At 55.1% G+C, this 13,141-nt stretch carries 11 protein-coding genes; 1 reads left to right on the top strand and 10 read right to left on the bottom strand.

Features of this window, described 5'->3' with window-relative positions; translation table 11 throughout:
• Positions 1–109 precede the first annotated feature (109 nt).
• From rodA to miaA, 9 genes are all read right to left on the bottom strand, one after another.
• Positions 110–1,246, bottom strand: coding sequence for a rod shape-determining protein RodA (gene rodA, locus LKE13_RS11955; protein ID WP_227951599.1), 1,137 nt, complete (start codon positions 1,244–1,246; stop codon positions 110–112).
• Positions 1,239–3,152, bottom strand: coding sequence for a penicillin-binding protein 2 (gene mrdA / locus LKE13_RS11950; protein ID WP_227951598.1), 1,914 nt, complete (start codon positions 3,150–3,152; stop codon positions 1,239–1,241). Before mrdA ends, rodA begins: the two co-directional genes overlap by 8 nt.
• On the bottom strand, positions 3,152–3,667 hold the full coding sequence (mreD, locus tag LKE13_RS11945; RefSeq protein ID WP_227951597.1) for a rod shape-determining protein MreD: 516 nt from the start codon (positions 3,665–3,667) through the stop codon (positions 3,152–3,154). Before mreD ends, mrdA begins: the two co-directional genes overlap by 1 nt.
• Positions 3,664–4,557, bottom strand: a complete 894-nt coding sequence (gene mreC, locus LKE13_RS11940; RefSeq protein ID WP_227951596.1) for a rod shape-determining protein MreC — start codon at positions 4,555–4,557, stop codon at positions 3,664–3,666. The genes mreD and mreC overlap by 4 nt, the downstream gene beginning before the upstream one ends.
• Before the next feature lie 40 nt (positions 4,558–4,597).
• Positions 4,598–5,638 carry a rod shape-determining protein gene (locus tag LKE13_RS11935; protein WP_227951595.1) on the bottom strand — a complete coding sequence of 347 codons (1,041 nt, stop codon included), beginning with the start codon at positions 5,636–5,638 and terminating at the stop codon, positions 4,598–4,600.
• A gap of 422 nt (positions 5,639–6,060) precedes the next feature.
• Positions 6,061–7,080: a ketol-acid reductoisomerase gene (gene ilvC / locus LKE13_RS11930; RefSeq protein WP_227951594.1), complete on the bottom strand. Its 1,020-nt coding sequence runs from the start codon at positions 7,078–7,080 to the stop codon at positions 6,061–6,063.
• 60 nt (positions 7,081–7,140) lie between these two features.
• Complete coding sequence (ilvN, locus tag LKE13_RS11925) at positions 7,141–7,653, bottom strand: acetolactate synthase small subunit (RefSeq protein ID WP_227951593.1); 513 nt, start codon at positions 7,651–7,653, stop codon at positions 7,141–7,143.
• An 89-nt stretch (positions 7,654–7,742) separates the two neighbouring features.
• Complete coding sequence (locus tag LKE13_RS11920; protein ID WP_227951592.1) at positions 7,743–9,506, bottom strand: acetolactate synthase 3 large subunit; 1,764 nt, start codon at positions 9,504–9,506, stop codon at positions 7,743–7,745.
• Between the two features lie 125 nt (positions 9,507–9,631).
• Entirely contained in the window at positions 9,632–10,609 is a 978-nt protein-coding gene (gene miaA / locus LKE13_RS11915) for a tRNA (adenosine(37)-N6)-dimethylallyltransferase MiaA (RefSeq protein WP_227951591.1), read from the bottom strand.
• A gap of 19 nt (positions 10,610–10,628) precedes the next feature.
• On the opposite strand from miaA, the gene serB reads away from it, so the two are divergent.
• Positions 10,629–11,537, top strand: a complete 909-nt coding sequence (serB, locus tag LKE13_RS11910) for a phosphoserine phosphatase SerB (protein ID WP_227951590.1) — start codon at positions 10,629–10,631, stop codon at positions 11,535–11,537.
• A 53-nt stretch (positions 11,538–11,590) separates the two neighbouring features.
• Here serB and LKE13_RS11905 read toward each other — a convergent pair whose 3' ends face one another.
• Positions 11,591–13,033: a DegQ family serine endoprotease gene (locus LKE13_RS11905; RefSeq protein ID WP_415776530.1), complete on the bottom strand. Its 1,443-nt coding sequence runs from the start codon at positions 13,031–13,033 to the stop codon at positions 11,591–11,593.
• Positions 13,034–13,141: the final 108 nt, after the last annotated feature.

Raw genomic sequence — 13,141 nt, 5'->3', positions numbered from 1 at the left:
TGGTAAATATGCAGATATATCATCCTGACTTAGGATAATTACTTACCCCAACCGAGAGAATTCTCAAAAAAGAGCCAAAAAAAGAAGAAAATGGATTAAGCAGAAAGGCTTAGCGCTTACCGGGGATATCGATATCACGGTGGATATAAACGCTCATGATCAGGCCAAAGCCGATGAGCAGGGTCAGCATCGCCGTGCCGCCGTAGGAGATCAGCGGCAGCGGCACACCGACCACCGGCACCATCCCCATGACCATGGCGATATTGATGAAGATATAGAGGAAGAAAATGCCCGTCATACCGATGGCGAGCAGCTTGCCGAAGTGATTGCGTGATCGGTAAGCGATGGCGTAGCCATAGGCGATCAACAGAATATAGAGCGCAAAAAGCAGCAGCCCGCCAACCATGCCGAATTCTTCCGCCAGCATGCTGAAAATAAAATCTGTCCGCATTTCGGGCAGGTAATTGAGATGGCTCTGCGTGCCCTGCAAAAGCCCCTTGCCAAACACCCCGCCAGAGCCGAGGGCAATTTTCGATTGCAGAATATGATATCCTGCGCCGAGGGGATCACTTTCGGGATTGAGGAAGGTCAGCACGCGCTTTTGCTGATATTCATGCAGAAACTGAAAGGCAAAGAACCCCGCCGGGATCGCCGTCCCGACAACCACAGCAAACTTCCAGAGCCGCACCCCGGCGACAAAGAAAACAATCCCCGCCCCGGCCGCAAGCAGAAGCGCTGTGCCAAGATCAGGCTGACGCAGCACCAGCGCCACCGGCGCGAGCACCAGTAAGATAGGCGGGACCAGCCATCGAATACGCCGCACATCGTCCAGCCCGATATTATGGAAATAGCGGGCGAGCGCCATTATAAGTGCAATTTTCATCACTTCGGACGGTTGGAGCTGAAACGGACCCAAGTCGATCCATCGCCGTGCACCCATACCGATCACCCCCATCACCTCAACCGCGCCAAGCAGTGCGAGCGCGATACCGTACAGGGGATAAGCGAGGTTGAGCCAGATACGGATATCCACAAGGGCTACCACGAACATCAGGACCAGGCCCGCACCGAAGCGCATCATTTGCCGAGAGGCCCAAGGCTCCAGATTGCCGTTGGCCGCCGAATATAGCATCAGGAAACCGATGGAAGCGGTCGCGCAAATCAGCAGGACGAAGCCCCAGTTGATATCCCATAACTTCCGTGAGAAAGAGAGTTGTTCATTCTTCGCGCCAAGCTCCCTAAGCATCCTCGCCCCCTACTGGCTTGCGGATGGCGATATCGTAGCTGGGCTTACGGAGTGGATCCAGACGGAGCGTTTCCTGCAAAAGGTCGCGGGCAATCGGTGCCGCCGCGCCAGACCCGCTGCCGCCATGTTCAATGATCACCGAGACTGCGTAACGCGGATCATCAAAGGGTGCGAAACCGACGAAAAGAGCGTGATCCCGCTCCTCCCACGGTTTCTCATCGGATTTGCGCACCCCTTCGATACGTTCCTTGCGGGAGATACGGCGCACCTGCGCGGTACCGGTTTTGCCGGCCATTTCCCAGCCTTCGATCCGGATTTTTGCGGCGCGAGCCGATCCGCGCGGGCCGTTGACCACTTTATACATGCCATTAAGAACATGCTTTAAGGCCTTTTGGCTGACACCTAAATCGAGATTTTCAAGTTCCGGTTCCGGATGCGGTAGAACCGCGCCTTCGACGGCTTCACCGGTTATCGAGCGCACAAGACGCGGCGATACTTTCTTGCCACCATTGGCAAGCCGTGCCGTCATCACCGCAAGTTGCAACGGGGTCGCCAGTACAAAGCCCTGACCAATACCAGTGTTGTAAGTCTCCCCTAGTTGCCAAGGCACACCCTGCACTGCCAACTTCCAGGCCTTTGTCGGGATCAGGCCATCGCGCTCCCCCAACATATCGATATTGAGTTCCTCGCCAAGGCCAAAGCGATGCGCCATCTCGGCGATCTTATCGACGCCAACTTTCCGGGCAATGTCATAAAAATAGATATCGCAAGACTGGGAAATGGCGTTTTCCAGATTGAGTTTGCCATGACCGCCACGTTTCCAGCAATGGAACCGATGCTTGCCAAGCTGTGTATGTCCCCCGCAGAAAACTTCATGCCCGGCAGTCACCACCCCGGATTCCAGAGCGGCAAGAGCAACAATCATTTTAAAAGTAGAGCCCGGGGGATATTGTCCGCCGATTGCCTTGTTTCCGAGCGGGCGTTTGGGGTCCTCGATCAAAGCCTTCCATTCGGCAGAACTGATGCCCCGTGCGAAGGTATTCGGATCGAAGGATGGCACTGACACCATGGAGAGAATATCGCCCGAGTGAATATCGATCACCACCGCCGCGGCGCTTTCCTCTCCCATGCGACGCACCACGAAATCCTGAAGCTGCTTGTCGATGGTGAGGACCGCGTCATTTCCCGGCACGCCTTCTTGCCGGTTCAGCTCCCGGATGACCCGGCCATAGGCATTGGCCTCCACCCGGCTGAGGCCCGCCTTGCCCCGCAAGGTTTTATCGTAATATTTCTCGATCCCGCTCTTGCCAATGCGGAACTCCGGGAGTTCAAGAAGCGGATCATACTCCTGATTTTGAAGATCTTTTTCCGACACTGCGCCGACATATCCAACAATATGGCCAAACAGTCGGCCATAGGGATAATCCCGGGTCGAGCCGACATCCATCTGGATGCCCGGCAAGTTCGGGCTGTTGACATTGATGCGGGCGAACTGCTCCCAGGTCAGGTTATCGACAACCGGGATGGGCACGAAGCTCCGCTTGCGCTTGGCATCTTTCAGCACGCGTTCCCGGTCGATCATTTCCGGCGGAACAAATTCTTCCAGTGCATCGAGAGTAGCCTCAATACTGTTGGTTTGTTCGGGTATCAACACGACGCGGTAATTATGGCGATTGCTGGCGATCTCTAACCCGAAACGATCAACGACCCGGCCGCGAAGTGGCGGCAGCAGCCGGAGGTTCATCCGGTTTTCATCGGCCATTGTCGAATATTCATCCGAGTGAATGACCTGCAAATAGTAGAGCCGACCGGCCAGCGCCGACATCAGCACCGCCTGCCCGCCTGCCATCAGAAGGGAGCGACGGGTGAATGTCTTGCCTTTTTCCTTATGTTGATCACCTGCCATCAGGTCAGCCTCAGCAGGTTATTTTGAAGCATCCCGAAGCCCCAGGCAAACAGCGGAAAGACCAATAAGGATAGTGCATATTGCACGAGGATCGGCGTGAGCGGCAGGAAGGCCAGCGAATAGAAGCAGGCGATAATCCAGCTCAACATAGCGATGATAAAGGCAATCAGGAAATAGCCAAACCAGGTGAGGACAAATGCCTTGCCGATAAAAATCCGACGCTGCGAAACCGCGATGGCGTGTATCAACAGATAGAGGAAAGATGACAGACCAAGCGGTGCTCCCGTCAGGAAATCCGACAGTAGCCCCAGCACAAAACAGAGCGGCGCACTCATCAGATAGGGCCGGTGAATGCTCCAGTAAAAGACAGAAATAGCAGCGAAAGACGGAGTGACGATAGCATATCCGGAAATTCCAATCGGAACGACACTCATCAACGCCAGCAGCACCGTTATCGCGAACGGCACACTGCCGCGAAGAAACCGGTTAAACTGATAGGCGAGTGTCGGGCTCACTTTGCATCCAATCTGCTTTCACCAAGATCGCCGGGGTTCATTTCCGGGCTGCTCATGCCCGGCAAATCATAGCGTAATACGCTGACATATTCCAGACGTGTCCAGTCGGCATAGGCCTGCACGCGGATACCTCTGTCACTGATCGAGGAGACAAAACCGATAGGCCGCCCCGCTGGCAACATACCGCCATCACCAGACGTAACCACGCGATCGCCCGGCGCAACTTTCGCATTGGTCGGCAGGAAGTCGAGCAGCGGCAAGGAAGAGTTATCGCCAATCAGGATGCCTTTATGGCGTGATTTTTCCATCACCACGGGAATACGGGAGTTAAGATCCGTCAGCAGCAGCACTCGCGCAGAGCGCTCCCCTACTTCAGCGATACGGCCAACCAGACCGAGCGGAGCCACAACGGCCTGCCCGACTCGGATGCCGTCCCGCCGTCCGGCGTTCAATAACAGCGTGCGGACAAAGGGACCGCCGGCATCCCCGACCACACGTGCCGTAATCGGCAGCACCAGCGGATCAGAGAGTGCATTCAGAAGTTGGCGGAAATTCTCATTTTCTTGCTCCAACGTGCGGCCTGCAGACTGCCATTTGAGAAGGCGCGCATTCTCTTCACGCAGTCGCTCATTCTCCTCGATCAGGCTGGTCAGTTTCCGTACGCGCGCAACGCCCTTGTGAAAGGCATCGACGGGTTCGGAGATGGTGGAAAGGATCGGGGCAAGAAAATCGGTGGCCGCGGTGCGCATTTTCTCGACCACGCCGACATTAGCCTTGCCAAGAAAGAGAAGCGCGACGGCGAGGGAAATAAGCGCAAGAAATGCCGAACGCTGAATAATTGTCTTCAGCGGCCATGCCAGCTTAAATACCTTCCCCTGTCGAGGTGCCATCTATCTGCCCTCCGGACCAGAATTCCGTTTGCCCAAGGGTTTAGCTTTCTCCGCTAAGTACGTGACGAAGCGTCTTGATTTCTTCCAGAGCGCGGCCCGTACCGATGGCGACACAGGAGAGCGGCTCTTCGGCAATAGAAACGGGAAGCCCCGTTGCCTGACGCAGGACATGATCAAAATTACCAAGCAATGCACCACCGCCAGTCAGGATAATACCTTTGTCCACGATATCCGCGGCAAGTTCCGGCGCAGTGTGTTCCAAGGCGACTTTTACCGCCTCTATAATGGCGCCCACGGGCTCCGCAAGGCTTTCGGCGATCTGCCGCTGGCTGATGATCAATTCTTTCGGCACACCGTTCATCAGGTCACGGCCGCGAATTTCCATGGTCTCGCCTTCGCCATCTTCCGGCGCGCAGGCTGATCCGATCAGTTTCTTGATCCGCTCGGCGGAGCTTTCACCGACGAGCAGGTTATGATTGCGGCGGATATAGGCGATGATTGCCTCGTCCATCTTGTCGCCGCCAACGCGGACGCTCTTCGAATAGACGATACCACCGAGGGAGAGAACCGCGACTTCTGTCGTCCCACCACCGATATCAACAACCATGGAGCCGGTTGGCTCCGTCACAGGGAGCCCGGCGCCAATTGCGGCGGCCATCGGCTCGTCAATCAGGATCGCCTGACGCGCGCCAGCATTCTCGGCTGCTTCCTTAATCGCCTTCCGCTCAACGGCGGTGGAACCCGACGGAACGCAAATAATGATCAAGGGACGCGCAAAGCTGCGACGATGATGAACTTTCTGGATGAAATGCCGGATCATTTCCTCGGCGATCTCAAAATCGGCGATGACACCGTCACGAAGGGGGCGAATGGCCTCGATGTTGCCCGGTGTCCGACCCAGCATCATCTTCGCTTCGTCGCCAACAGCGAGAACCTGTTTCTTACCCTTATTGTGCAGGATTGCTACAACCGAAGGTTCATTCAGAACAATACCGCGGCCTTTGACATAAACCAGCGTATTCGCGGTTCCAAGGTCGATGGCCATGTCGGCCGACATCCAGCCGAGTAATCCATTTAACATTAAGCTGCCTCACACACTCATTAGAAGAGATCCGGTCCCCGAACCCCGCAATATCAACACAACGCGCACCAACATCATTTATCTGCCACAGACCGGTTAATTACACCTTCCGCCTGAGAGTGCTGACACCCGCGCCCTATGCCACCAGTGACGCCTGTTTCAACAGACATCGGCGACATAAACCAATCATTGCAGAAGATAGTTAATTTTTTCCCACCATACGCAGACTAATACGATTTATTCTCAACTTCGGGCATTTGATTTGTAAAGCAGATAGGACAATTACGCAAATGTCATTAACCATAATTCGCGTAGAATTTCTAAAAAATTTATCCACATACCCTCCTCCCGCATCCCTGAGGCTGGCAAATAAAAAAAGCCGGCGCAACGGCCGGCTTTTCAGTTTGAGACGTTAAGAACGGCTAGTTCTTGGATTTATCGACCAGACGGCCTTCTGCAATCCAAGGCATCATCGCGCGCAGACGTTCGCCGACTTCCTCAATCTCATGGGCGTCGTTACGGGCGCGGATCGCCTTGAAGCTTGTCTGGCGTGCCTTGTTCTCCAGCATCCAGTCGCGGGTGAAGCGGCCCGACTGAATATCATCAAGAACGCGCTTCATTTCCGCCTTGGTTTCCGGCGTCACAATGCGCGGACCAGTGACATACTCTCCATATTCTGCCGTGTTGGAGATGGAGTAATTCATGTTCGCAATGCCGCCTTCATAGATCAGGTCAACAATCAGCTTCACTTCATGCAGACATTCGAAATAGGCCATTTCAGGGGCATAGCCACCTTCTACCAATGTTTCAAAGCCAGCACGGATAAGCTCAACCAAGCCACCACAGAGGACTGCCTGCTCGCCGAAGAGATCGGTTTCGCATTCTTCCTTGAAACTGGTCTCGATGATACCGGCACGGCCGCCACCGATAGCAGAGGCATAAGAAAGCGCAATATCAAGCGCGTTACCAGAGGCGTCCTGATGAACAGCCACGAGGCAAGGCACTCCGCCGCCGCGCTGATATTCAGAGCGAACCGTGTGGCCGGGGCCCTTCGGTGCAATCATGAACACATCCATGTCGGAGCGCGGAACGATCAGGTTGAAATGCACGTTCAGGCCATGGGCGAAGACAAGCGCCGCACCGTCCTTCATGTTTGGCGCGAGTTCTTCTTCATAGATGTCCGCCTGCAGCTCGTCAGGGGTGAGCATCATGATCACGTCGCCCCATTTGGCGGCATCCGCCGGGGTCATGACCTTAAGGCCCGCGCCCTCTGCTTTCACAGCGGAAGAAGATCCTGCCCGAAGCGCAACGGCCACATTCTCAGCACCGGAATCTTTCAGGTTATTGGCGTGGGCGTGGCCCTGGCTGCCATAGCCGACGATGACAACTTTTTTGCCTTTGATCAGATTAACATCGGCATCGCTGTCGTAGTATACGCGCATCGTATCGTTCCTTCTCGATTATAAACTTCTATCTGTATTCAAATTCTGTGGTGAACCGCCCTAAAAGACATCGGTGCCGCGATGGACCGCAACAACCCCTGTCCGGCAAACTTCCGCCTTGCCGAGCGGCTTCATCAGGCCGATAAAGGCCTTGACCTTGTCAGGAACACCCGTGACTTCAAAGACAAAGGAATCCTCTGTTGTATCAACTGCGCGGGCGCGGAAAATATCCGCCATGCGCAATGCCTCAACCCGTTTTTCGCCCTTGCTGACCACCTTCACCAGCGCCATTTCGCGTTCTACGCTTGGGCCGTCGATGGTCAGATCGGCAATTTTGTGCACAGGCACCAACCTACCCAATTGAGCCTTGATTTGTTCAATAACCATAAGCGTTCCCGTAGTGACGATGGTAATCCGAGAAAGATTTTCTTCCTCGTCCACGCGGGCGACGGTCAGGCTTTCAATATTATATCCGCGACCGGAGAAAAGGCCGACCACGCGCGCCAACACACCGAACTCATTATCGACGAGAACGGAGATGGTATGGCGGAATATTTCGGTATCTTCAGTCATTATCCAGACAACCTCTTTGCAAGCGCGGGTCTTTTGTAAACCAGCATTAGCGTTAAATCCATAGCTTTTCGAAGGAAATTTGACCGCCGCTAGACCAGCGACAGCCCATCGGATGTAACCTTCGGCCCCGCGTCGTCCGCCTCGGTGCCGAGCAGCATTTCATTATGCGCCGCGCCAGAGGGAACCATTGGGAAGACATTCTCGGCTTTATCGACAATCATATCGACAACCACCGGTCCCTTGATAGAGATCATTTCCTTGATGCAGTCATCAACTTTATCCGGATCAGAGCAACGCAGGCCCGTGGAGCCGAACGCCTCCGCCAGCTTCACAAAGTCGGGCAGGCTTTCCATGTAGCTTTCCGAATAGCGCCCGCCATGCAGCAGTTCCTGCCACTGACGTACCATGCCCATATATTCATTGTTGAGGATAAAAACCTTCACCGGCAGGCGGTATTGCAGGATGGTCGACAGCTCCTGAATATTCATCATGGTTGAGGCTTCGCCAGCAACATCAACCACCAGCGCATCCGGGTGAGCAATCTGCACGCCCATTGCCGACGGCAGACCATAGCCCATGGTCCCAAGCCCGCCTGAAGTCATCCAGCGGTTCGGCTCGTCAAATTGCAGATACTGCGCCGCCCACATCTGATGCTGCCCCACTTCCGTAGTGAAATAGCGGTCCATATCCTTTGTCAGTTCGTTCAGGCGGGACAGGGCGTATTGCGGCTTGATCGCCTTGCCCTTTTGCTCGAACTTCAGGCAGTCCTTTGCCCGCCATCCCTCAATCTGCGCCCACCATTTTTTAGTCGCCGACGCCTCCGGCTTATGAACTTCCGATTTCCAAACCTTGATCATGTCTTCAAGCACATGGGCAACGTCGCCGACAATCGGGATATCCACCCGTATGTTCTTGTTGATGGAAGACGGGTCGATATCAACATGAATTTTCTTTGAATTCGGCGAGAAGGCATCCAGACGCCCTGTGATCCGGTCATCGAAACGCGCCCCGATACAAACCATGACATCGCAATCATGCATGGCGTGGTTCGCCTCATAAGTGCCGTGCATCCCCAACATCCCGAGGAACTGCTTATCAGACGCCGGATAAGCACCCAGCCCCATCAGGGTATTGGTGATCGGATGACCGGTCAGCCGGACGAGTTGGGTCAACAGCTTCGATGCTTTCGGGCCGGAATTAATAACACCACCGCCCGTATAGAAGATCGGCCGCTTGGCGTTCGCAATCAGCTTGACCGCCGCCTTAATCGCCTTCAGGTCGCCTTTGATCTGCGGTTGATAGCTCTTGTGCTTGACCATCGACGGCGGCACATATTTACCCGGCGCGAGTTGCACATCCTTCGGCAGGTCGATCACGATCGGGCCGGGACGGCCATTTGTCGCGACATAAAAGGCCTCATGCATCACACGGGCGAGATCATTCGCATCCTTCACGAGATAATTATGTTTAGTGACGGGGCGCGTGATACCCACGGTATCGGCCTCCTGAAAGGCGTCATTGCCGATCATATGGGTCGCCACCTGCCCGGTCAGGCAGATAATCGGAATACTGTCCATCAGTGCATCGGCGAGGCCTGTCACCGCATTGGTCGCGCCGGGGCCGGATGTCACCAGAACGACGCCGGGCTTGCCGGTCGAACGGGCATACCCTTCCGCCGCATGAACCGCGCCGCCTTCCTGACGGACAAGGATATGGCGGATGCTGTTCTGCTTGAAGATTTCATCATAAAGCGGAAGCACGGCGCCCCCAGGATACCCGAAAATCACCTCCACGCCCTGATCCTTCAGCGCTTTGATAACAATTCCTGCTCCTGTCAATTCCTCGTTCGCCATCTGCCTGATCCTAATCTTTTGCTTGGCTGTTTTAGCTGCGTATCAATAGAAAAAAAGCGCCCGGCGCATTGCCGGGCGTTACTTTCGGGCCGTAAAGCTTGACACCGATTGGGGAAACTAGACCTTCATTCCCCTGCCGTCAACAAAAATCGACGAATAAATGGAAAGAATTCCTCTTTTAAACTTTCCAAATCTTGCGCAGAAGATCGATTTGCTTCGCACATCTTATTCCGAACCCATGTCATTTGACGTTTCGCATAGCGCCGGGTGAGCGTCTTAATTCGCTCCAACGCCGCATCCCGCTCCAGTGTTCCGTCAAGAACCGCAATTAGTTCCGGGACGCCAAGCGCTTTCATTGCCGGAAGTGCCGGATCGAGCTTGCGTTCCATCAGTGTTTTCACCTCTTCCAGCGCGCCGCCTTCCTCCACCATCCAGGCGAGACGACGATTGCAGCGATCATAAAGCCATTCCCGTTCGGGCGTCAGGGCGAGCCAAGCCCGCGGTCCTTGCAATATATCGCCTGACGGCGCACTCTTCTGCCACTCGCCCAGTGTCACGCCGGTTTCCTCCACCACCTCCAGCGCTCTGAGAATGCGTTGGCTATCTCCTTCATGAAGCCGGGCTGCCATGTCTGGGTCTTTCGCAGCCAGCATTTTATGGATGACGGTATTGCCTTCCCGCTTATGAAGATCACGAAGGCGTTTCCTCACCTCGTCGGAGATAGTCGGCACCTCGGCGATGCCCTTGGTCAGGATATCAAAATAAAGGCCCGTCCCGCCGACGATGACAGGTAGCTTACCCTCGCTTTGCACATCCTCGATCTCTTTGAGTGCCATATCCCGCCAACGCGCCGCGTTGCAATAATCCGCCGGGTCCAGCACCCCATACAGCCGATGAGGGGCACTCGCTTCCTCTTCCACGCTCGGGCGGGCGGTCAGAACGCGCAGGCCACTATAAACCTGCATACTGTCCGCATTGATGATGACACCGTCAAATTCCTCTGCTATGGCAATGGCCAACGCGGATTTGCCGCTGGCGGTGGGCCCGGCCAACAGGACCGTCCCCGTCTGGCGCTGGATCGGCAATGCATTTTTATCCGTCAAGGAATTGTGGCCTCACGTTATGACACAGAAATCGGTTCTCACCCTTGTCGCTGATCATACAGCGCAAAGTTCAATTCGCAATATCGCCGATATAGCCCGGAAAACTCTTATCGACGCCGGGGCCAACTGCGCCGCGACGGACTGGCTGAAAGAGGACCACGCCGTCGATATCGCCTTTGACGAATTGGAGAGAAACGTGGCAGAGGAGAGCCTGAAGAACGCGGGACTCCTCGAAACCGTCGATTTTTGCCTGCAACCCGGGGAGTTCCGGCGCAAAAAGCTTTTCCTTGCCGATATGGACAGCACAATCATCACCGTCGAATGCATCGATGAACTTGCGGATTTCGCAGGCTTTCGGGAGGAAGTCTCAGAGATTACCGAACAGGCGATGAACGGTGAACTGGATTTTAACGAGGCCTTTCGCGCCCGCGTGGCCATGCTGAAGGGTCTCCGCGAAGACATCCTGCAGCAAGTTTTTGACGAACGCGTCACCCTCACTCCCGGCACCCGCACGCTGGTGCAGACCATGCGATCAAATGGCACTTATACTGCGCTCGTCTCCGGCGGCTTTACCTTTTTCACCGGCCGTGTGCGGGACCTTGTTGGTTTCCATATGGATATGAGCAACAAGCTTTTGTTCGAAAATGGCGCGCTGACCGGTGTCGCGGTAGAGCCGATCCTGAATTCAGCCGCCAAGCTCAACACGCTGGAATCCCTGCGCCATGAATATTCTCTTCGCCGAGAAGAAACGGCGGCAATCGGTGACGGCGCGAACGACATCCCCATGATTGAAGCAGCGGGACTTGGCGTTGCCTATCACGCCAAAGCGAAAGCTGCGGCCGCGGCAGATGCGACCATCCGCTTCGGCGACCTAACCACCCTCCTCTACTATCAGGGTTACCGGCAAAGCGAATTCGTCCAGGCATAAAAAATGGCGCCCCCTCGTCCGAGGGGCGCCACCTTTTCAGGATCAGCTATAGGTTAGCTTTCCTTATTCAGCTTCAAGGCGATAAAGCGGGAATTATCGCCACGCTTCAACAGAAGCAGGACAGACTTCTTGTCCGTCGCCTTTATTTCCGCAATCCGCTCCTTCATCTGTTCAGGGTTCGAGACCGGCTCAAGCTGCGCTTCGGCAACCACATCCCCGGCACGAATGCCCTTTTCAGCGGCTTCAGAGTCCGGATCAACATCCGTTACCAAGACGCCGTTTAAATCCGGGCTGATATTGAACTGCTCACGCGCGGCATCATCAATCGCCGCCAACTCCATACCCAACAAGTCAATCTTGTCGCTGCTGCCCTTAGTTGGAGACGCACTCGCCATGGCAGTCTCCGCTTTTTCAAGCTCGCCCAGTGTCACGTCCAATGTCTCGGTCTTGCCACCGCGCCACAGTTCCACGGAGACTTTGGAGCCCACCTTGGATTCCGCCACCAGACGGGACAGTTCACGTGGTTCGCTGACCTCTTCGCCATTGAACTTCAGGATAACATCGCCCGCCTTGACACCGGCCTTGAACGCCGGACCGTCTTCCGGAACGCCCGCAACCAGAACGCCATCCGTATCGGAAAGATCAAGCCCTTCGGCAATTTCCTCTGTCACCGGCTGGATCACAACACCGAGCCAACCGCGACTGGTCTTGCCAAACTCGATCAACTGCTCAACAACCGGTACTGCAAGTTCAGAGGGAACGGCAAAGCCGATTCCAATACTGCCGCCGGACTGAGAGAAAATCGCGGTGTTGATGCCAATGACTTCGCCGTCCATGTTGAACAGGGGACCACCGGAGTTACCCTTGTTGATGGAGGCGTCAGTCTGGATATAGTCATCATAGGGACCAGAGCGGATATCACGGCCGCGCGCCGAGACGATACCGGCGGTCACTGTACCACCAAGACCATAGGGATTGCCGATTGCCAGCACCCAATCGCCAACACGGGACTTATCACTGTCGCCCCAGCCGACATCCACAAGCGGATGATCTTTAGGATCGATTTTCAGAACCGCGATATCGGTTTTCGGATCCGTCCCCACGAGGGTCGCCGACACTTTCTCGCCATCCTGGAAAATAACTTTGATTTCATCCGCGCCGTCAATCACATGATTGTTGGTGATGACATAGCCATCGCCCGCATCAATCACGAAGCCGGAACCGAGAGAGGTGGCTTTGCGTTCACGCTGCTCCCCGTTTTTGTCCTTATTGCCGAATTCCTTGAAGAAATCTTCAAACGGATGGCCGTCGGGTAGTTTCGGGAACCCGCCGCTCGGGCCCTTCACAGTCTGTGTTGTCGAAATATTGACAACTGCTGGCGACAGTTTTTCCACAAGATCCGCAAAGCTGTCCGGGGCACCCCGCGCCTTCGCGCCCACAGCAAACACCATCATCAGGGTGAAAACTGTCAATGTTGAAATGGCGATCGCGCCCATTTTATATGCGTTCGGCGCCGGTTTCGCGACAGGCCGAGCAACAATCTCCGCCGATTTTGGCAGTGCTGAGTATCGGTTATACAAGACTATCTTCCTTCTATAATTCGA

Source organism: Sneathiella sp. HT1-7 (assembly GCF_020731145.1).
GTDB lineage: Bacteria > Pseudomonadota > Alphaproteobacteria > Sneathiellales > Sneathiellaceae > Sneathiella.
This window is presented reverse-complemented; position numbering and strand designations above follow the sequence as displayed.

What these genes read in the sequence shown, in the direction of transcription:
- LKE13_RS11935 (WP_227951595.1), bottom strand. Translation starts at nt 5,638, where the DNA reads ATGTTAAATGGATTACTCGGCTGGATGTCGGCCGACATGGCCATCGAC.
- mreC (WP_227951596.1), bottom strand. Translation starts at nt 4,557, where the DNA reads ATGGCACCTCGACAGGGGAAGGTATTTAAGCTGGCATGGCCGCTGAAG.
- LKE13_RS11905 (WP_415776530.1), bottom strand. Translation starts at nt 13,033, where the DNA reads ATGGGCGCGATCGCCATTTCAACATTGACAGTTTTCACCCTGATGATG.
- mrdA (WP_227951598.1), bottom strand. Translation starts at nt 3,152, where the DNA reads ATGGCAGGTGATCAACATAAGGAAAAAGGCAAGACATTCACCCGTCGC.
- ilvC (WP_227951594.1), bottom strand. Translation starts at nt 7,080, where the DNA reads ATGCGCGTATACTACGACAGCGATGCCGATGTTAATCTGATCAAAGGC.
- rodA (WP_227951599.1), bottom strand. Translation starts at nt 1,246, where the DNA reads ATGCTTAGGGAGCTTGGCGCGAAGAATGAACAACTCTCTTTCTCACGG.
- serB (WP_227951590.1), top strand. Translation starts at nt 10,629, where the DNA reads ATGACACAGAAATCGGTTCTCACCCTTGTCGCTGATCATACAGCGCAA.
- ilvN (WP_227951593.1), bottom strand. Translation starts at nt 7,653, where the DNA reads ATGACTGAAGATACCGAAATATTCCGCCATACCATCTCCGTTCTCGTC.
- LKE13_RS11920 (WP_227951592.1), bottom strand. Translation starts at nt 9,506, where the DNA reads ATGGCGAACGAGGAATTGACAGGAGCAGGAATTGTTATCAAAGCGCTG.